Here is a 21,589-nt window from a genome sequence, read left to right on the forward strand (position 1 = left end):
AAAGCAAAAAGGCCCCCAGTAATGGAGACCTTAAAAAAACACAAATGATGAAAAAAAATTATTTCGATTCACAAATATAAGCAAAATTTATATTATGCAGCGCATTGTACAAGCATTTTATTTAAAAATTATTTATTTTAATTAAAAATTATCATTTATTAATATATGCTTGTTTTTCTTAATATTTTGAAATGTAACCCAATCATATAAATGACCCCACCAAACACAATCCATTCTATAATGGCACTTACAACATAAATACTTCGGATTCCATACAACATTGGGATAATGAGAAGGGCAGGAATATATAATACCAGTTGTCTTACAATACTGATCACGGTAGCAGGTCGGGCATTTTCTACAGAAGGAAACCAGACCATTGCCATAAAAATGAATGGTAAGGCTGGTAAAACGCTCATATAAATCCTGAAATCAGTTAGCTGGCTTGGCTGAAAAGATACATTGGGAATCATTACAGACAATACCTCTGATGGACAGAACATCACAAAAAGCCAGAAAGGAATCAAAATGATAAGCCCTGTAAAAGAGAAAAGACGGTATGCCTTGATGCTTCTTTCATATTTTTCGGCTCCGAAATTCATGCCTGAGACAGGCTGCAAAGCTCTCATCAATCCCCAAAGCGGAGTATTTAAAAGAATATAAAACCGGTTGACTGCCGTAAAAAAGGTAATGTCTGGATCTTTTCCATATTTAGCAATTACATTAAAGACTACGATGTTCTGAATCACAATCATGACCATCATAATAAAACCGGGCATTCCTAACGAAAGAGCTTCCCTTATAATGGCTTTGTCATATTTTAAGGACCAAAATCGGGTAACAAAAGAAGCCTTTCCGGATGCATAATACCAAACCCCTAATACCGTATAGATCATCATTGAGACATTGGTTGCCCAAGCTGCACCGCTTACACCGCCACCAAAAGAATTAATAAACAAAGGTTTTAATGCGACGTCTACAACCAGACCTACAGCAATCATCCAGGCAGCAGTTTTCATCCGTCCTTCTGCGCGTATCAGCATATTTAGCGCCAACCCATGAATCCAGAAAAAACTTCCAATAATAGTCGCTCTGAAATATTCTACTCCTAAGGTTAAAATTTCGCCTCTTCCTCCCATCATATACACCAGCTCTTTGGCAAAAATATAGCACGGAAATGTAATTGCAGCTGAAAAGATCAGGGTAAGAAAATTAACAGTTCCCATAGCTCTGGCCAGTTTGTTTTTATCACCCGCTCCAATCCAGATACTTACTGCGGCTCCTAAACCCGTTCCAATAAGCGTTCCGAATCCCTGGGCAAACTGCGCTAGGGGATAGGCAACACCTACTGCCGCTAAAGCTGTATTACTAATCAAGTGTCCTACAAAAATTCCATCAAGAAAATTATTCAACCCATAAAGTACCATCGCAATAACTGCCGGCCACGACATTTGCCACATTACTTTATGCATTTTCCCGTTTAAAATAAGCTGTCTCTGTTGTTCCATTGTTAATGATTAAGAATTGATAAGGTAAATGATATAAAAGGAAGCCAGACTTAGGAAGAAGGAAATTATAAGGGAGAAAACCCATTACATCTACATTACTGATTACCAACAAAAATAATTTCAGCTCTCTCTCTTCTGGCTTCCGATGAACACTCACTTTAACAATTAAATTAATGATATTTATCTATGTAATAATTTTTCTAAATAACTTTGAACAAACTTAGTCTTCAAAATTCTAACCTGAGATCCCTAAGACGGAATAAAAACTCCGCAAAAAGGAATAATGGGGATCAGGTTTAAATTCCAAAAGCATCAAGTAAAAAAAATTAACTTTTTAAGTAATTTATCAACTACATTGTGATTGTACTCATAAAATAAAATGTATAAATTCTTTTAATTTGAATAAAAAGAAGTATGAAGCCAAAACAGATTAGAGGAGTTCCTGATCAGCAATCAGGTGGCTTTCACGATACTGAAAGCTATGCCAAATTTGAACCTGCACTCCTTTCCTTTAAGTATGAGATATTAAAGACAAGATTTTTCTCTATCAATCAATGGAAAAGTTACTGTGGAGAAGCCTTTGCCGATTTTAAACTATACGATCTCACAGGTACTCCGATCGAACGGGAACCACAAAAAGGAGACTTTGTCAGAATAAATATTCCCGGACCTGGTGAAACGGAAGCCAAAGGATTTGACTGGGTCGAAATTATTGATATCTGTTATTTTGAAGATACCTATTCTGAAAGTATTATAATGACCTGCCGACCTTCTCAGAATCCCACCCAAAAAAAGAGTCATATTGCTCACTTTTACAGTTCAAAAGCCACTTCTACATTTATGATTCAAAGAAATGCCACCTATTTAAAAGCCGCCGTGTACGGTCGGAATGAATCACCCAATTTTAATGCTAATCTTATTGATATCAGCAGGAATCTAATGATAGCAATAGGAGGTATGATGGGAGTTGCTAAAATTCAATGGAAGCAACTCACTGATGGATTGTTAGATTTTGATTAAATTTTCACTTACAATATAAGTGAAACAATGATGGATTAAGCCCGAGAATATTTTCCATTAATGAGATCTGTTTGCTGTCATCCGGTAAAATATATCACTTTTTGATCCTTCCCAAAAGTTTATTCAGACTGTAGAAGATTTTGGAATACAGATAAAACACCCAAAAACCTATTTATTAAACAAAAATTAATCTTCTTCTCTTTTCTCAGGAAAAATTTAAGCCCTATATTTGCAAGGATGTTAAAATGGTTCTCCATAATATGTTCAATGATGTATGTACTGGCTACCACCAATGCGGGGGAAGTATTGAAGGTGCCTATGTTTGTAGAACATTTTATAGAATATGAAGGGAATCTTTCGGAATTTGTCATGGAACATTATGACAATCATAAAAAAGATGCTGACTGGGATCTGGATCAAAAGCTACCGTTTATCAATCCACCAATTGTATTGACAGTACATGCCCAGCTTCCTGATTACACCTTTGAAATCAAAAAACCTAAAGAAATCAGAATTCCTCAAAAAAATAGTATTTATCAGGAAAAGGATTTCTCAAACCTTTACCTTTCCAATATTTTCCAGCCTCCACGGCTTTCTTAATTGATTTTGAATTTAAAAATAGATACTTTAAGTTTTACTTAAGGTAATCAATTGTTATTGTTTATCAATCAATTTTGTAGTACAATATTATTCTGCTTTTTTTAAAATAAAAAGTACAATTAGAGTTGTGAAATTCTTTGATTTTACTCTTTTGCGAACTTTTTATCTGGTATTATTTTAAGCTTAAGTATTTAAAAGCTTTTGCGACTTTTGCTGTTCAAATACAAAATATAAGCAGTTTATAAAAGACTACAGATTTACCCATTAATAATTTTTCATGTTAAACAAAATTATTGAGTTTTCTGTAAAGAATAAACTCATCATTGCTCTGTTCACCATAGGCTTAGTTCTTTTCGGAGTATATGAAACCACTAAACTACCCATTGACGCTCAGCCTGATATCACCAATAATCAGGTACAGATTATCACCACCGCACCGTCTTATGGAGCCGCAGATATTGAGCGTCTTGTAACATTCCCCATCGAGCAGGCAACCAGTAACATCAGTGGAATCACCGAGCTTAGAAGCCTTTCCAGATTCGGGTTGTCACTGGTCACTGTAGTTTTCGATGATAATACCGATGTGTATTGGGCCCGCCAACAAGTTCAGGAACGTCTACAACTCGTTCAGGATAATATTCCAGACGGAATTGGAAAGCCCGAACTAGGACCTATTTCTACAGGATTGGGAGAAATCTTCCAATACGTCGTAAGGGCCAAGAAAGGCTATGAAAATGTGTATGACGAAACGGAGCTGAGAACTATTCAGGACTGGGTCGTGAGAAGACAGTTATTAGGAACCAAAGGTGTGGCAGATGTCAGCAGTTTCGGGGGAAAACTGAAACAGTATGAAATTGCTATTAATCCTAATAAGCTTCAGGCTTTTAATATCAATATCAACGATGTCTTTGCCGCTTTGGAAAAGAATAACCAAAATACAGGAGGAGCTTATATCGAAAAGAAAGAAACAGTTCTTTTTATCCGCAGCGAAGGTCTTTTGGGAACAGCAGTAGATATTGGAAGTATTCAGGTAGCAGAAACCAAAGAAGGAATTCCGGTTCACATTAAAGACGTAGCATCTGTAAAAATCGGATATGCGACAAGGTATGGCGCTATGACCTATAATGATACCGGAGAAGTATCCGGAGCCATTGTATTGATGCTTAAAGGAGAAAACGCTAACGAGGTAATAGGCAATATTAAACAAAGACTAGAGAAAATCCAGGAATCTCTGCCTGAAGGTGTTGTAATTGAACCTTTCCTTGACCGCGCTAAGATGGTTAATAATACCATCAGTACAGTAAAAACCAACCTGATGGAAGGGGCCCTGATTGTAGTTTTCATTCTTGTTTTATTCCTTGGAAACTTCAGAGCCGGATTATTGGTTGCTTCCGTAATTCCTTTAGCCATGCTGTTTGCCATTATTATGATGAATATCTTTGGTGTTGGAGGCAACCTGATGAGTCTTGGGGCCTTAGATTTCGGTCTTATTGTAGATGGAGCGGTTATCATTGTGGAAGCTGTTCTGCATCAGCTGGCTCACAAAAAGCATTTTGGAAAAGACAATATGTTGAGCAAAAAGGAAATGGATGGCCAGGTTTCCAGTTCAGCTACCAAAATGGTTAACAGTGCTGTTTTCGGGCAGATTATTATCCTTATTGTGTACCTTCCGATTTTTACTCTACAGGGAATTGAGGGGAAAATGTTTAAGCCTATGGCACAAACTGTAGCATTTGCCTTGATTGGGGCATTTATTCTTTCCCTTACTTATATTCCTATGATGAGTTCATTGGTATTAAGCAGAAAGAAAAAGGTAAAAGATAATATTTCTGACAGGGTAATGACGAAGGTGGAAACAGGACACCAAAAGTTCCTGATAAAGGCTTTGAAATATAGAAAAACAATCATTTTAGGCGTTCTTGTGCTTTTTGCGGGTGCCATTTTCACTTTATCAAGAATGGGAGGCGAATTTATTCCTTCATTAGAAGAAGGAGATTTTGCTGTTGAAATGAGAATTCTTCAAGGCAGTAATATTAATGAGACCAAAAAAATAACGACACAGGCTTCCGGTATTCTTTTAAAACAGTTTCCAGAAGTACAAAAGATTGTTGTAAAGATCGGAAGCGCAGAAATTCCAACAGAACCAATGCCAATGGATGCGGGAGATATGATTATTGTTTTAAAGCCTAAAAAAGAATGGACTTCTGCAAAATCATTCCCTGAACTTTCGGAAAAGATGAGCAAGGCATTACGTGTCATTCCCGGATTAACAACAAGTTTCCAGTTCCCTGTACAAATGCGTTTTAATGAATTGATGACAGGAGCCAGACAGGATATAGTTTGTAAAATTTACGGGGAAGATCTTGACAGTCTTACTACATATGCCAAAAAGCTGGGAAGTATCATTAATACGGTAAAAGGAGCTCAGGATCTTTATATAGAGCCCGTTGAAGGGGCTCCACAGGTAGTTATTGATTACAACCGTTCTGAATTATCAAGATACAATATTTCTGTTGCCGAGATCAACAGAGTGATCAATATGGCTTTTGCAGGACAAACTGCCGGAGCATTGTATGAAGGAGAGAAAAAGTTTGACATCGTTGTTCGTATGGATAATGATTATAAAAAAGATATTACCAGCATCCAAAATCTATTGGTTCCGACAGCTTCCGGAGAGCAGGTGCCCTTATCCCAACTGGCGAAAGTAGAACTTAAAGACAGTCCGAACCAGATCCAGAGAGAAGATACCAAAAGAAGAATCATCATTGGATTTAATGCCAGAGATAGAGATGTGCAGAGTATTGTGGAAGAACTTCAGCAAAAAGTAGGAAAAAACCTGAAATTTTCGCCAGGATATACCATTGCTTATGGTGGAACTTTTGAAAACTTAAACGAAGCCAAAGCAAGATTAGGAATTGCTGTTCCTATTTCTTTAGTCATGATTTTCTTACTGTTATTCTTTGCATTTGGATCTGTAAAACACAGTTTATTAATCTACACTGCCATTCCGCTATCAGCCATTGGAGGGGTGTATTTTCTCGCCCTGAGAGGAATGCCTTTCAGCATCAGTGCCGGGGTTGGATTCATTGCCTTATTTGGGGTAGCTGTACTTAACGGAATTGTTTTGATATCAGAGTTTAACCGTTTAAAAAAGAATGGAATAACCAATACCAGCAGAATTGTACTAATGGGAACAAGAATCAGACTTCGTCCGGTTCTGATGACTGCCTTTGTAGCTTCATTAGGATTTCTGCCAATGGCTATCAGCAATGGAGCAGGAGCTGAAGTACAAAGACCTTTGGCTACAGTAGTAATTGGTGGATTGATGTTGGCCACCCTTTTAACCTTATTTGTTCTCCCAATCCTTTACGTCTTATTTGAACATATTAATAAAGATAAAATGAAATTCTCTAAAAAAATACACTATAAAAAACTGTCTGTTTTCTTACTATTCGTTTCTTTCGGTAGTCTTCAGGCTCAGGAAAACATAACGTTTGAACAGGCACTGGAAAAGGCATATCAACAAAACGGAACGCTTAAAAGTTCAAAACTCATCACTCATTATCAGGAGAAACTGAAAGCCAGTTATCTTGACCTTCCACAGCTGGAAGTTACAGGAGCAATCGGGCAGATTCAGGGAGAAGAGACCGACAATTCATTTGGAATTTCACAAAGATTCAGCTTTCCAACTGTTTATTCGAAAAGAAAGCAGATGCTGGATGCGGAATGGACAGCAAGTATTATCAGTCAGAACCTTACAAAAACACAGCTCACCAAAGAGGTTACAGATGTTTTCTATAGAATTTTAGTCCTTCAGGAAAAGAAAAAAGTATTGGAATACATCAGTCAGCTATACTCCAATTTTGCAGATAAGGCTGGTTTAAGATTAAAAAAAGGAGAAGCCAACATTCTAGAAGAATCCACCGCAGAAATTCAAAAAGAACAGGTAAAAGTACAACTGAACTCCCTTGAAAATGATCTGAATATTGCAAAACTTCAGCTTCAGTTGCTCCTGCAGTCTGATATTACCTATCAACCCGTTGCCAATAAACCCACAATGGATATAGGACTTCAGATTTCAGAGGAAATGGTAAAACAACACCCTGAACTGATGTATCTGCAACAGCAGATCAAAGTAGGAGAGGCTGAAGTACAACTTGAAAAGAGCAGACTGCTTCCTGAACTTTTGATTGGCTACACCAATCAGAGTATGAAAAACATTAACAATAACCGTTTTAATTCTGTACAGGTTGGAGTAGGAATTCCATTGTTTACCAAAGGCCAGAGAGCTTTAGCCAAAGCCGCACAGGCAAAAATTGCTATTTCTGAAAATCAATATCAAAGAAAGGAAATTGAACTTAAAAACAGATTGGGACAACAGCTCAGTAACTATATGAATCAGCAAAGGATTATTGAAAATTATGAGCAAAAACAGCTTCCAAAATCTGAAACGATCTTAAAAACAGCTCAAAAGCAGATGGATGTAGGAGAAATTGATTATTTAAACTGGGTAATACTGGTGAATCAAGCTGTCAAGACCAAGGCAGATTACATCGACAGCCTGGAAAGACTGAATCAGATCGGAGCAGAACTTAATTTCTTAATTTCAAAATAACAGCGTCATGCAATTCAAAATAATATCAATATACAGCCTGGCTTTAGTATTTGCTTTATCATCCTGTTCAGGCAAAAAAGAAGAGGAAAAAACAGTCTACGAAAATACAAAATTTGCAAAGGGAGCGGAGAACACGGTTCATCTCACCAATCAGCAAATTCAGTCTGTAGGAATTTCGATTACATCTCTTCAGGACAGGAACATGGAGAAACTGGTACGCCTGAATGGGAAAGCAGAGATAGCCCCATCTCATATCAGCTCTGTTTCAAGCATTATGGGCGGACATATCAAAGCGATCAATGTCATTAATGGAAGCCGCTTCAGCAAAGGTCAGGTACTGGCAATTGTAGAAGATCCGCAATTCATACAACTTCAACAGGATTATCTGGTAACCAAAGCACAACTTGATGCTGCAAGACTCAACTTTAACCGCCAGAAAGACCTTAATACAAGCAAAGCAAGCAGTGATAAAACGCTACAAACCGCTCAGGCAGATTATTCAACTCTCAATGCCACTTTAAGAGGTCTTGAAGAAAAACTAAGGATCATCGGAATCAATGCAAAAGGCTTGAATACAGGAAATATAAGAAGTAAAATTAATGTTTATGCGCCATTCAGTGGTTTTGTAAGCAAAATTCTGGTCAATAACGGGCAATATATTAACCCCGCAGATACCTTATTTGAGCTAATTAATCCGGCTGGATTGCTTCTAGAATTAAAGGTATTTGAAAACGATGTTAATGATATAAAAGTAGGACAGGATATTCTGGTTTATAATAATCAAAATCCTGATATGAAGTCCAATGCTAAAATTGTAAGTGTAGTTCCAAGTATTGAAAATGGAGGCTCTGCAACGGCTATAGCTAAGTTATCATCTGTTAACGCTGAATTTGTAAAAGGAATGTACGTCAATGCCGAAGTCAATATCAGCAGCCGATATACCCAAGGACTTCCCAATGATGCTGTAGTTTCTTTTGAAAATAAAAATTATGTTTTTGAAGACCTTGGAAAATCAAAATATAAGATGATCCCTGTAGTCACCGGAATTTCAGACGACCAGTTTACAGAAGTTTTAAAAGCAGATTTCTTACAAGGTAAAAAGATTGTACAGAAAGGAGCGTATAGCCTTCTGATGATGCTGAAGAATAAGGCAGAGTAATGGCCTATCCATACGTTTAATAGAAAAGGTTTTGTTTACTAAGTAAATGAAACCTTTTTTATACTAATACCGTACTAGATTTTACTGATTACGCGGATGATTGCTATGTTTTTATCGCCACGAATTCACGAATAATTTTAATTTATGTGTAAACTCTATGTGGCTATGGGGTAAAAATTAAATTATTATTTAAACCACATAGTCACATAGAATATTGTAGTAGGAAAAGTGGCTAAAAATACTGTTTGGACAAAGTCTATAATATTTATGCATTTTTGAAGAAAATAACACCCTGATAAAATGATTTTTAGCATATTTTCAATATTACAGATACTATTTGATGCATAATTAATTAAAAAAGCAATACTTTTAAGCAGTGAATTAGTTGAAAGAATTTTTAGTTGCATTAAGTAAAGAACTTTTATTGAAACATAATGACAACTAAACCGTTACACAATTTCCATATTCCGGTAATGGGATTGGCTTATACCATAGACAGCCCGATCCGCGTTGCACAATATGGAATTTCTTCTGTGATTTCCATCATTGATGATGAAATTCTGGAAAAAATGAAAAACTTTTACAACAAAAAGTTTAATCTTGATTATTCTGGAATTTCAACAAAAACAGAGGATTACAGAGCCAAAAGAATTACTGCTTATCTGGACATGGTAGATGATATCGTGAATGAAAAATTCGAAGCTTTCAAACAGGAAATCAGTAAAAATAAAGAGGCATTGAAAGACTTTGTGGCCATGTTACCCAATACTTCAGATCTGAAAAACAGTCTTCAAAACCTTATTGTACAAAAAGATAACTGGAGTGACAGTATCAAACACTTTATTGAAACAAATCTGCTACCCGGAAGTATTGATGTCAATATCATGACAAAAGTTGATAAAGACAACTATAAAAAGAATGAGCAACTTCCTGCAATGTACAATGATGCTCATGCTTCGCTGCGTGGATTTGCAAAGAGTAAATTATCTTCCTCAATGGTTCTTTCGGCAGGAATGAATCCCCGTCTGTACAGTTACATGGAAGAATTTGATGATTTTTTCCCCGATGAAAACGGAATTCTGAAAAAGAAAATCATTCTTAAAGTAAGTGATTTCCGCTCTGCGATGATTCAGGGAAATTTTCTGGCTAAAAAAGGCTTATGGGTTTCAGAATACAGAATAGAATCAGGATTAAACTGCGGAGGCCATGCATTTGCTACAGAAGGAATGCTTTTGGGACCTATTATGGAAGAATTCAGACAGAAAAAGAATGATCTGATCCAGTCTGCTTATTCATTAATGATAAGTGCATTAGAGCAAAAAGGCAAACCTGTTGTCTCCAAACCTTTACCAATGAAAATTACCGTACAGGGAGGTGTAGGTACTTCTGAAGAACATGATTTTTTATTGTCCAATTATGACGTAGACAGTGTGGGATGGGGCTCTCCATTTTTATTAGTTCCTGAAGCCACTTCTGTAGATACCGAGACCAGAAATCTTCTTTTAAATGCTAAGGAAAATGATTTTTACCTAAGCCAAATTTCACCTTTGGGTGTTCCTTTCAACACTATAAAAGGAACTTCTAACGAATTATTAAAACAGCAGAAAGAAGCCAAAGGAAGGTATGGAAGCTCATGTCCAAAGAAATTATTAGCATTAAGCAAGGAATATTCTCCTGAAGGCACCTGTACTGCTTCTAAGAAATATCAGGATATGAAGTTGAACGAACTTTCTCATCAGAAAGAAACACTTTCTACAGAAGAGTTTGAAAAGAAAAAAACTGAAATTACAGATAAAGCCTGTCTTTGTGTAGGACTTGTAAACGCTGCTTACATGGAACAGGGAATGGAGATTAAGGGCGAAAAACAAGGTGTTGTCATCTGTCCGGGACCCAATATTGCCTTCTTTGATAAGGAAGTTTCTCTTTCGGAAATGGTAAAACATATTTATGGCAATACCAATATCCTGCCTGATAACAACCGTCCTAATATGTTCATCAATGAATTGAAAATGTATGTAGAGTATCTGAAAAAGGAAATCGAAAACACTTCCATACAAATTACCCAGTCTCAAACAAAGAAATGGAATGCATTCAAAAAGAATATGCTGGAGGGAGTAGAATATTATCAAAACCTATTCAATACATCTGCATTCTTTAAACAAGGATTACAAACGATTAATCTTCAATTACAGGAATACAGACAAATTCTGATAGCACTTGAAATTCCTCAGATTGAAAAGCAATAGATTATCTTGCAGATAATTCGAAAAATACACCACAATGAACGGATTAATTATTTTACTTACTTGAATTAACTTGCATAATTCTATGTCTCTATATGATTTTAAAAATTTAACCACATAGTCCCATAGAATTAGTATGAAAAGAATACTGAAATTATCTTGTGTAAAAAAAAATACACAATACAGATAAAACTTATACTTTTTACGTTAATCCAACAATTACAGCAGAAACAGTCTTCTATAAGACTGTTTTTTTATTATCGCATTCTGCAAAATAAATAAGGAATCATCGGCTTTTTCATTTATAATAACTATAGAGCGTATGGCTATTTTGAATAGTGATGAAGAATAATATTCGCTACCTTAGATTTCAGTTAGTAAAATTATTTTTATGGAAAAAAGAAAAATCAAAAACACGGATTTAGAAATAGCTCCTATTAATTTCGGAGGAAATGTTTTCGGATGGACACTGGATGAAAAACAATCTTTTGATATATTGGATCAGTTTACAGAAGCCGGATTCAATTTTATTGATACGGCAGATACCTATTCATGGTGGGTAAACGGAAGAGGCGGGCAATCTGAGGAAATCATCGGAAAATGGATGAAAAGCCGTAATAACCGTAAGGATATTGTGTTGGCTACCAAAGTAGGTTCTGAAACAAAAGAGCATGGCTACGATATCAGTAAAAAACATATTCTTAAATCTGTAGATGAGTCTCTGCAAAGGCTTCAAACCGACCATATCGATCTTTATTACACGCATTTTGACGATCATACCACTCCGGTAGAAGAAACACTTTTTGCTTATGATGAAATTATTAAAGCCGGAAAAGTACGCTATATCGCAGCATCTAATCTTTCTCCTGAACGTTTAAAGGCATCTTTTGAAGCTTCTGAAAAGAATAATCTGCCTAAATATGTTGCTTTACAACCTCATTATAATTTATTGGAAAGAGAAGGTTTTGAAAAAAACTATGCTCCTTTAGTTGAACAATTTGATCTGAGTGTATTTCCTTATTGGTCACTGGCAGCGGGATTCTTAACCGGAAAATACCGTGATGAAGCAGATCTTGCTAAAAGCGCAAGGGGAGAAGGTGTAAGAAAATATTTAAATCCAAAAGGTCTGGATGTTTTAAAAGCACTGGATCAGGTGAGTGAAAAACATCACAGCAATCAGGGAACAGTGGCTCTAGCATGGCTATTATCCAATCCATTGATTACTGCACCTATTGTAAGTGCTACCAGTTCTTCACAGCTTGAAACGCTATTCAACGCTCCGAAACTTACTTTAGATCAGGAAGATATTGACTTGCTTAATAAAGTGAGCCATTAATTTTTAAACTTCATTATTAGATTAAAAATCCGTTCACAGTATTTGAACGGATTTATTTTTTAACGCGAAAAGCATAGAAGTTTTAACACTAAGTTATTTTAAGGTACTACTACTGTTTGAAAGGTGGTTTAACTCCTTAATCCGAATACTCCTTCAACAACTTTCTATAACTCATCAGAATAGAAGATTTGGAAATAAAACCAATAAAAACATTATTTTCACTCACCACAGGCAGATTCCAAACTCCGGAATCATCAAAGATTTGAAGAATTTGGAGGGGTCTATTTTCAGGATGGACTATTGCCGGAGGTGCCTTCATAATCTGAGCAACTGTTTGGGTAGTGTCAATTTCTTTATTAAAAAGATAAGGTCTGATATCATCCAGCGTTAAAACACCTTTTAATGCTCTGGTATCATCTACTATTGCAAAAATATTCTTATCTCCATTCTTTACCAGCTCAAAAAGGTCTGTAATAGGAGCATTTTCCTGAATTGTCTGAGAATATTTATCGATAAAATCCTCTGTTCTTAAAGCAAAAAGAAGGTTTTTATCATGTTTATTGGTAAATATTTTACCTTCATCAGCAAGGGATTTTAATTCCGGAGAGATTGGAGAGAACCATTTCGCAATCAGGTATGAAATAATAGAAACAATCATCAACGGAATAAACAAATCATATCCAAAACTTGATTCTGCAATCAGGAATATCGCTGTAAGTGGTGCATACATTACGCCACTCATGGCTCCGGCCATTCCTACCAGGACAAGATTGGTAACCGGAACATCTGCAAATCCAATATGCTGACAAACCAATGCAAATAAATACCCTAAGGTTCCACCTGCAAAAAGAGAAGGGGCAAAGTTTCCACCGTTTCCGCCACTGAATATTGTAAATGAAGTAGCAAAGGCTTTTAATAATAATACAAGGACTAAAAATATAATAATCGTCCAGTCACCAATTTCAAAGTATCTGAAAAGACTATTTTCAATAATAGAATGTGTATTGCCATTGGTGAAAGCTTTCACCGTTTCATATCCTTCCCCAAATAAAGGAGGAAAAAGCACACAAAGCAGAGAAAGCACAGCACCTCCAAACATCGCTTTACGCATTTTTGAAAGCTGAAGTCCTTTTATAAAATGCTCTACTTTTTGGGAAATAATCACAAAATATCTTGCATAAAGTCCTGTTACAAGGCCTAAAATAAGATAATAAGGCAGGTTTTTATAGTTAAAAGCTTCTCTTGTATAAAATCTAAAGAGAACATCTTCCTGAAGCAATATCCTGGACAAAAGACTTCCACAAACCGCAGCAACGACCAATGGAATAAAGTCTGTAAAAACGACTCCCGTCAGGAGAATTTCAAAGGCAAACATAATTCCGGCAATAGGTGCGTTGAATGCTGAGGCTATCCCGGCAGTAGCTCCCGCTGCAAGTAATAATGTACGTTCCTTATAATTAAGCCTGTAAGTTTGTGCATAGTTTGACCCTATCGCAGCTCCGGTAACTGCAATGGGGCTTTCCAATCCGGCAGAACCTCCCAACCCAACGGTAACCGCACTTTGGATCACCTGAGAATACATTTTTACAGAGGCTACAATACTTGAGTTCTGGGCAATTTCATAAAGGATTGCTCCAATCCCTTTTCGATCCTGACCTTTAAATAATGTTAGAACAATCATTGTGGTGAGAACAATTCCTAAAAAAGGAAAAACGATATAGAACAGAATCTGATATTCAAAATGGACTTTACTGGTAATGAAATAATGGATATTATGTACGAGTGTTTTCAGAATTACTCCTGCTAAACCTGCTGTACATCCAACCAAGATTCCGGAAAGCACAAGAAACTGATTCCGGCTCAGCCTATTGTTTAGCCAATGTAGAATAAGCTCATAACTGCGTGCTTTTTCCAGTCCGTATTTCTGGAAATCTCTTTTAAATTTTAGAAAACTTAGGTACTTTTTTTTGTTGTGAATTTTCACCTGGGAAGAATTTTAATGCAGGTCTCAATTTGAAACTGCTGTGTAAATTTATGAAATATCTTATAAAAACACTCCTAAAAAGCCCTTTAAAAATTTTCCTTGAAACATATAAAAGGCTTTATTTTTCTGGTTAATTTACATAAACAGACCCTTTTAATGAAGTAAATCAGCTGTAAAACAGATGTAAGTATCCGCTATTACAGCCGATTTATATTTTGTTACTAGGCTTCATTAATTCTTCTTGAAATTCCAGAAAAAATAAATTTAGCGGCCACTATTCCTAAAACTCCGGCTGCAGCCCAAAGCAATGGTTTTGGAGGAATAGAAACCAATGATTTTCCGTCAATTCCTGTATTTCCTCTTGAAGGTCCCAGTACATTTCCTCCCGTCTGTTCGTCTTTATTTGCTTTTTTCATCACCATTCGCATTGCAGACGAAGAAACATATCGGACAAGGCCGGGAAATATTTCATAAATGCCTTTAAAAGCAACAGCCGACCAATCTGGATAAGAAGCGTCTGCGGGATTCTTTGCTGTTTTTACAATGGAAGCCGCAAGCTTTCTGGGGTCAAATGATGGAGGAGGAGTACTCAGTTTTATTCCTGAATAATTGGCAGCGTGTTCTATGCCTGAAGATTTCTGGAAACCGGAATACAATGCACAAATGTGAATATCTGGAAAGTCTGACACTTCGCCTTGTAGCGTTTCAGTCATGCCCCGAATACCGTATTTTGAAGCGGTATAAGCCGTACCATAAGGTGCCGGCATCCAGCCACTAATTGAAATATTATTGAGTAATACTCCTTTTTTCTGACGTTTAAAAACAGGAAGTACTGCATGTGCTGAATACATATATCCCAAAAGATTTGTTTTAACAATCTGATCGGTAACTTCTACAGGAATTTCTTCAAATTTTCCCAATGCGAGCACACCTGCATTATTCACCCAATAATCAATTTTACCGCTGAACTGAAGGGCTTCATTTACGAGATGGGCAACTTCTTCTGCAACAGAAACATCAGTAGGAACAGCAAGAACGGCAACTCCCAGGCTTCTGCATAGGTCTGCAGTTTCTTTCAAAGCTTCTTCATTACGGGCTGCAAGAACAAGATCTGCTCCCTGCTTGGCAAAAGCTTCTGCTGTAGCTTTACCAATTCCGCTGGATGCCCCGGTAATGACTACTGTTTCTCCAAAAAACGGAGGTTTTCTACTATTTTTCATATCAATGGATTTAAGTATGAGTTATTTATTAATTAAGATTTAAGAAGATCCGTTTTCCGTATTTCTTTTGGGATATAAAATCAACCTGATGGATGGATTATTGGTTATAAACAACCGAAACCAGTCAAAGGCAAGCTGAATTTTATTTTTAAAACCAACGAGAGGAATAATGTGGATAAAAAGCCAGGTAAGCCAGGCTGCAAATCCTTTGAAAGAATATTTCGGAAGATCTACAACGGCATTATATTTCGAAATAATGGCCATGCTTCCTTTATCGTTATATTGGAAAGGTTCCAATACTTTTTCATCTTCTATACGCTTAAAATTGGCCGCAAGATTTTTACCTTGCTGAATAGCAACCTGAGCAAGCTGAGGATGCCCGTTAGGATATTTTTCTTCAGAAAGCATAAGACAAATGTCTCCCAATGCATACACGTTTTCAGTTTCATTTACTTTATTATAAGCATCTACCAACAGTCGTTTTCCTTTTCCGATGCTTTTTTCAGGCAGCCCCTGAACTTCACGACCGATGACTCCTGACGTCCAGATCAGGGTTTCTGTTTCAATTGTTTCACCATTACTTAAAATAACTTTACCATCCACATAATCCTTTACAGCCCCATTCAGAATAATTTTCACACCTAGTTCTTTGAGTTTGTTATATGCGGTTTCCTTGGCCATATTGCTCATCGGTGAAAGTAGGGAAGGAAGAGCATCTACCAGATACAAATGGGAAAGTCCTAATTTAATTTCCGGATATTCTTTTTGAGCAATATATTTCCCCATTTCTGCAAGCATTCCGGCGAGTTCAACGCCTGTAGGTCCGCCTCCTGCAATAACAATATTCTGAAGTTTTTCAGCTTGTTTTATATCTTTATTCCGGGCCGCTTTTTCAAACGTTAATAGGATGTGATTTCTCAGGTAGAGTGCTTCTTCTATATTCTTCATGGGAAGGGCATGCTTCCTTACATTTTCTATTCCAAAGAAATTAGATTCTGTGCCTAAAGCCAGAACGAGATAATCATACGCCAAGATTCCTGTATCTGTTTCTATGGTTTTATCTTGAGTATAAATTCTGATCAGATTTCCCATGCGGAATTTTACATTCTTATTATTTGAAAACAGTTTCCGAAAGGGATAACTGATATTTGAAGCTTCTATAAATGAAGTAGCCACCTGATAAATCAACGGTGGAAAGAAATGATAGTTATTTTTATCTACCAAAGTAATTCTGAATCTCTTGTCGTTCCTGAGGGATTTGATAAGATTAATACCTGCAAACCCTCCCCCTACGATTAGAACATGCTTTTTCATATTAAGTGGATATTGAAATAGTGTAGTGTAATTCATTCAAGAACAAGACCAAATGCTTTAAAATATAAATATTTAACATCCTATAAGAAGACCTTAAATTTTTCATATCCACCTGTAAGGAATCAATAAAAAGGCTGAACTGCATGATGTTTGCAGCGGTATATATAACATCATAAAAATATTTTGATATGAAAACGACGCTTTTAACAGACAAACACAGGTTAGGAATAGGAGGAGTTGCTATAGGTACTGCTTTTGAAAATATAACAGATGAAGAAGCTCATGATATTCTTCAAACTGCCTGGAACTCAGGAATAAGGTATTATGATACATCTCCCTGGTATGGGCTCACCAAAAGTGAAAGAAGGTTTGGGGAGTTTCTTAAAAATAAAGATCACCATGAATTTATATTTTCCACAAAAGTAGGAAGGCTCTTTCATCAGGTTCCGGAATCTGAAGTACCGCCTACCATGTGGAAAAATCCTCTGAACTTTGATTTCGAACATAATTATACTGCAGATGCTGTAAAAAAATCTATTGAAGAGAGTCTGCAAAGAACCGGATTAAGCCATATCGATATTGTTTACATTCATGACCTGTCTGAAGATCAGGTAGGTGACCGCTATCCTTATTTCTTGAAGCAGGCTAGAGAAGGAGCTTTTAAAACTCTTTCCGAATTGAGGGATCAGGGAGTTATCAAAGCATGGGGAATGGGAGTCAATAAAATTGAGCCTATTCTAGACTGTATTGAATCTGCAGACCCTGATATTTGCCTTTCTGCTACCCAATACTCTATATTGGAACATGAAGATGCAGTGGACAGACTTCTTCCGGCAGTAAAAAAAGCAGGAGTAAAACTGGTTTCTGGAGCAGGATACAATTCCGGATATATTACAGGACGTGAACGGTATAATTATACAGATGTGATTCCAAAAGGGATGGAACAAAAACGGGCAAGAATAATGGTCATTGCAGAGAAATATAAAATCAATATTGTTGATGCAGCTCTTCATTTTGTACTTGCTTCAGAAGATTTTGTTTCTATTATTCCCGGTGCCAGTAAACCTGCACAGGTACAGAGTAATCTGGAAGCACTGCACACTCAGATTCCTCTTGGTTTTTGGCAAGAATTGAAAGCAGAAGGATTGATTTATGAAAAAGCAGAGGTTCCTCAATAGAACATCAATTTGTTTTTCATTCAATGTATTCTCAGGCTTATTTTGTTGGAAATTCAAAATTTCTTCAAAATTTAATCATAGATTTATCGCATGAAAATTCTAATTATTGAAGACGAAGCAGAACTCGCCAAGAGTATTTCTGAATATTTATCTGTGGAAAATTATCTCTGTGAAAATGCTGCTACTTTCAGTGAAGCCATGACCAAAATAGATATGTTCGAGTACGACTGTATCTTATTGGATATTATGCTGCCCGATGGAAATGGGCTTAAGATTCTGGAGGAATTAAAGAAGCAAAATAAACAGGATGGAGTTATTATCATATCTGCCAAAAATGCTCTGGATGACAAGATTGAAGGTTTAAAATTGGGAGCGGATGATTATCTTACCAAGCCTTTTCACCTTTCTGAGCTGATGGCAAGAGTCTATTCCATTATTCGTAGAAAACAGTTCAGCAGTTCCAATGTTGTAAAGCAAAATGAACTTCAGATTGACCTACTGGCAAAAACAGTAGCAGTAAATGATGAAATTATTTCTTTAACCAAAAAAGAATTTGATCTCTTAATCTATTTTATAGGGAATAAGAACAAAGTAATCTCTAAAAGTACTCTTGCAGAACATCTCTCTGGTGACTTTGCCGACATGCTTGATAATCATGATTTTGTATATGCTCATGTAAAAAATCTCAAGAAAAAATTATATGATGCGGGATGTGGACATTATCTTAAAACGGTCTACGGGACGGGGTATAAGTGGGAAGCTTAAATGAGTCGCGGGATTCATGGTTCGTGATTTGGGATCTAAAAAATAAGTTTCCAGCTCCATTCGAAGTGAAAAAATAATAAAATATTTTCAACCTTTTAACGGGTAAGATCACAACCAATAAAATACTAAATTGCATACAGTAAAAATAGATCTCCATGTCAAAGTACACCAACTTTACATGTTAAATATTAAACCTTGAACTACACCATTTGAAACCTCTACTTAGCAAAACCACCAAACCTTTTATCATCTATGTACTTATCGTTCTGATGATAAGTATTCCTGTGTATTATTTTGTAGTGGATACCATCTGGCAGGATGAACTGGATGAACATAATCAGATTATTGTAGAGAAAACAGCCTATAAATTCAATCATTTACAGCTTTCCGATGAAAAACTGGAACAGAGTATAGATCTTTGGAATCATATTCAACCTGAAACCGATATTGAAAGAATTACCAAAGATCAAATAAAGAAAGACAGTGTTTATATTACAGAAAAACATCTACCATTTATCTCTGAGCAAAAAAAAGAACGTTATCGATGCCTGAAAAAGGTAGTATATATCCATGATAAACCTTATCTGTTTACTGTAGAAACCAATATTGAAGAGTCTCATGAAACAATTGGGATCCTTGCAATGGTCACGGTATTCTTCTTTGTAGTAATATTGGTAGGAATTCTTTATCTGAACAGAAAGTTCTCCGCATCTATCTGGAAACCTTTCAGAAGTACTCTTAACCAGCTAAAAACCTTTAATCTTAACAGCCAGAGTAAAATAGATTTCCCAACATCTGATATCACAGAATTTCAGGAACTGAATCAATCTGTTCAAAAACTGATAGAACGTAATATCTCTGTCTATAAAACTCAAAAAGAGTTTACGGAAAACGCGTCTCATGAACTACAGACTCCACTTGCCATTATTAAAAACAAGCTGGATCTTTTGCTGCAGGATCAGGATCTTACTGAAAAGCAATACCGCATTGTGGAGGATATGAATAAAGCACTTACCAGAAGTTCCCGTATTAATAAGAACTTATTGTTGCTTGCCAAAATAGACAATCATCAGTTTGATAATTCTGAAAGTATTTCATTTGACCATATCCTAACACAAAGTATTGACATTCTTGAAGAACATTTTGAGCAGAAAAATATAGCTCTGGAGAAAAATATAGCCTCTAATGTTAAGGTAAATGGTAATAGCAGTCTCACTGAGGTTATGATTAATAATCTTATCATCAATGCTATCCGACATACCACTCCTAATGGATTGATCTCAATAAGGTTGACGGATTCTGTCTTTGAAGTTTCCAATTCAGGAACTCAACAACTGGATGAAGAATTATTATTTAAACGGTTTTCAAAATTATCAGCGGATAGTAATGGAAGTGGGCTAGGTTTATCTATCATCCAGGAAATCTGTAAATTTCATCACTGGATCATCAGCTACAGGTTTGAAAACGGCTATCATATTTTTTCTGTCAGTTTATCATTTTCTTAACATTTACAATCTAAAAATTCAAAATTAATTCTAAATCGGTTGGCATCTTTGTACTGAAAATATATACGTACTGAAGTGTAAATTTTATTTAGAAATGATTTTAAAAATTGCCCTTTTATTCGCAGGAACCATTCTTGCATTCTGGATCAGCGCTATCTGTGGAGGCGGTGCAAGTCTCATTCTGATTCCGATCCTGAATCTTTTGCTTCCTACCTCACTAGTCCCTTTTTCTTTAACAATCGGAACGTTTACAAGTTCAGCTTCCCGTATTGCAGTATTTAAGCAGCATATCAACTGGAAAATATTTCTATGGTTTGTACCATTTTCTATTCCAGCTGTTCTGTTGGGTGCTTATCTGATTAAATATGTAAATCCCAATTATCTGCAATTAATTGTAGCATTCTTCCTGATTGCTAATGTACCACAACTCTTTGCTTCTAAGAACAAAGCTGAGGAAACTGGAAAAGAATATCCAAAATCTGCATTGGCATTTATTGGTTTTTCTGCAGGTTTCATTTCGGGGATCACAGGTGCTGTAGGATTGCTTTTTAATCGTTTTTATCTAAAGTTCGGGCTTAAAAAAGAAGAAATTGTAGCCACCCGCGCCGCCAATGAAATTTTTCTTCACCTTATTAAACTTATCATTTATATTTCATTAGGATTATATTCTAATATGGCTTTATGGCTGGGAATTGCCATTGCAATAGCAGCTATTGTCTCTTCTTACACCGTGAAGTATATTCTTCCTCATCTCAGTGAAAACTTGTTCAAAAAGATAGGATATGCAGCTATGGTAGTTTCTGGGATTACATTATTCTCAAGTACCTCGGGAAAAATTGTTCAACAAGATCAAATTGAGATCAATTCTTCATCTACAGCAAATAAAAATGTTTACACCATGTCCTGGAGAAATACGCGTGTGGTTATGGAATATAAAGCTCAAGGAGGAATAGAAATAGAAAGGAGTGTGCAACCTGACGAATTGTCCGGACATCTGAAAGAACAGTATCATACACTCATGGCACATTATGATGAAGTTCATGTTGAGAAAGTATATGTATTAGGAAAAAAGACATCTCATGAATTCTATTGTTATAAAGATAATATTCTGACAAAATTTAAAGCTTAGCAATATAAATAAT

At 36.1% G+C, this 21,589-nt stretch carries 14 protein-coding genes; 10 read left to right on the forward strand and 4 right to left on the reverse strand.

Annotation, left to right across the window (positions count from 1 at the left end; all coding sequences use genetic code 11):
• Positions 1–158: 158 nt before the first annotated feature.
• The gene (locus tag EL260_RS13680; protein WP_123855880.1) at positions 159–1,508 is read right to left on the reverse strand and encodes an MATE family efflux transporter; all 1,350 of its coding nucleotides are present in this window, start codon (positions 1,506–1,508) and stop codon (positions 159–161) included.
• Between the two features lie 414 nt (positions 1,509–1,922).
• On the opposite strand from EL260_RS13680, the gene EL260_RS13685 reads away from it, so the two are divergent.
• From EL260_RS13685 to EL260_RS13710, 6 genes are all read left to right on the forward strand, one after another.
• The gene (locus tag EL260_RS13685) at positions 1,923–2,528 is read left to right on the forward strand and encodes a hypothetical protein (RefSeq protein ID WP_123855881.1); all 606 of its coding nucleotides are present in this window, start codon (positions 1,923–1,925) and stop codon (positions 2,526–2,528) included.
• Between the two features lie 267 nt (positions 2,529–2,795).
• Entirely contained in the window at positions 2,796–3,128 is a 333-nt protein-coding gene (locus tag EL260_RS13690) for a hypothetical protein (protein ID WP_123855882.1), read from the forward strand.
• Positions 3,129–3,405: 277 nt separating this feature from the next.
• Positions 3,406–7,743, forward strand: a complete 4,338-nt coding sequence (locus EL260_RS13695) for a CusA/CzcA family heavy metal efflux RND transporter (protein ID WP_123855883.1) — start codon at positions 3,406–3,408, stop codon at positions 7,741–7,743.
• A 7-nt stretch (positions 7,744–7,750) separates the two neighbouring features.
• Complete coding sequence (locus EL260_RS13700; RefSeq protein WP_123855884.1) at positions 7,751–8,902, forward strand: efflux RND transporter periplasmic adaptor subunit; 1,152 nt, start codon at positions 7,751–7,753, stop codon at positions 8,900–8,902.
• 434 nt (positions 8,903–9,336) lie between these two features.
• On the forward strand, positions 9,337–11,148 hold the full coding sequence (locus tag EL260_RS13705; RefSeq protein WP_123855885.1) for a hypothetical protein: 1,812 nt from the start codon (positions 9,337–9,339) through the stop codon (positions 11,146–11,148).
• Positions 11,149–11,536: 388 nt separating this feature from the next.
• The gene (locus EL260_RS13710; RefSeq protein WP_123855886.1) at positions 11,537–12,481 is read left to right on the forward strand and encodes an aldo/keto reductase; all 945 of its coding nucleotides are present in this window, start codon (positions 11,537–11,539) and stop codon (positions 12,479–12,481) included.
• Positions 12,482–12,617: 136 nt separating this feature from the next.
• Here the strand turns inward: EL260_RS13710 and EL260_RS13715 are convergent, their stop codons facing one another.
• The 3 genes from EL260_RS13715 to EL260_RS13725 form a co-directional block, all read right to left on the reverse strand.
• Positions 12,618–14,465, reverse strand: a complete 1,848-nt coding sequence (locus EL260_RS13715; protein ID WP_123855887.1) for a chloride channel protein — start codon at positions 14,463–14,465, stop codon at positions 12,618–12,620.
• Between the two features lie 221 nt (positions 14,466–14,686).
• Entirely contained in the window at positions 14,687–15,685 is a 999-nt protein-coding gene (locus tag EL260_RS13720; RefSeq protein ID WP_123855888.1) for an SDR family oxidoreductase, read from the reverse strand.
• Between the two features lie 39 nt (positions 15,686–15,724).
• Positions 15,725–16,999 (reverse strand): NAD(P)/FAD-dependent oxidoreductase, encoded by a 1,275-nt coding sequence (locus EL260_RS13725; protein ID WP_123855889.1) that lies wholly within the window; start codon positions 16,997–16,999, stop codon positions 15,725–15,727.
• Positions 17,000–17,187: 188 nt separating this feature from the next.
• On the opposite strand from EL260_RS13725, the gene EL260_RS13730 reads away from it, so the two are divergent.
• The 4 genes from EL260_RS13730 to EL260_RS13745 all read left to right on the forward strand — a co-directional run bounded on the left by EL260_RS13730 (position 17,188) and on the right by EL260_RS13745 (position 21,576).
• Positions 17,188–18,177: an aldo/keto reductase gene (locus EL260_RS13730; RefSeq protein ID WP_123855890.1), complete on the forward strand. Its 990-nt coding sequence runs from the start codon at positions 17,188–17,190 to the stop codon at positions 18,175–18,177.
• A gap of 90 nt (positions 18,178–18,267) precedes the next feature.
• The gene (locus tag EL260_RS13735; RefSeq protein WP_123855891.1) at positions 18,268–18,942 is read left to right on the forward strand and encodes a response regulator transcription factor; all 675 of its coding nucleotides are present in this window, start codon (positions 18,268–18,270) and stop codon (positions 18,940–18,942) included.
• Between the two features lie 209 nt (positions 18,943–19,151).
• The gene (locus EL260_RS13740) at positions 19,152–20,447 is read left to right on the forward strand and encodes a sensor histidine kinase (RefSeq protein WP_123855892.1); all 1,296 of its coding nucleotides are present in this window, start codon (positions 19,152–19,154) and stop codon (positions 20,445–20,447) included.
• Positions 20,448–20,541: 94 nt separating this feature from the next.
• Positions 20,542–21,576, forward strand: a complete 1,035-nt coding sequence (locus EL260_RS13745; protein WP_123855893.1) for a sulfite exporter TauE/SafE family protein — start codon at positions 20,542–20,544, stop codon at positions 21,574–21,576.
• Positions 21,577–21,589 lie beyond the last annotated feature (13 nt).

Source organism: Chryseobacterium nakagawai, assembly GCF_900637665.1.
GTDB lineage: Bacteria > Bacteroidota > Bacteroidia > Flavobacteriales > Weeksellaceae > Chryseobacterium > Chryseobacterium nakagawai.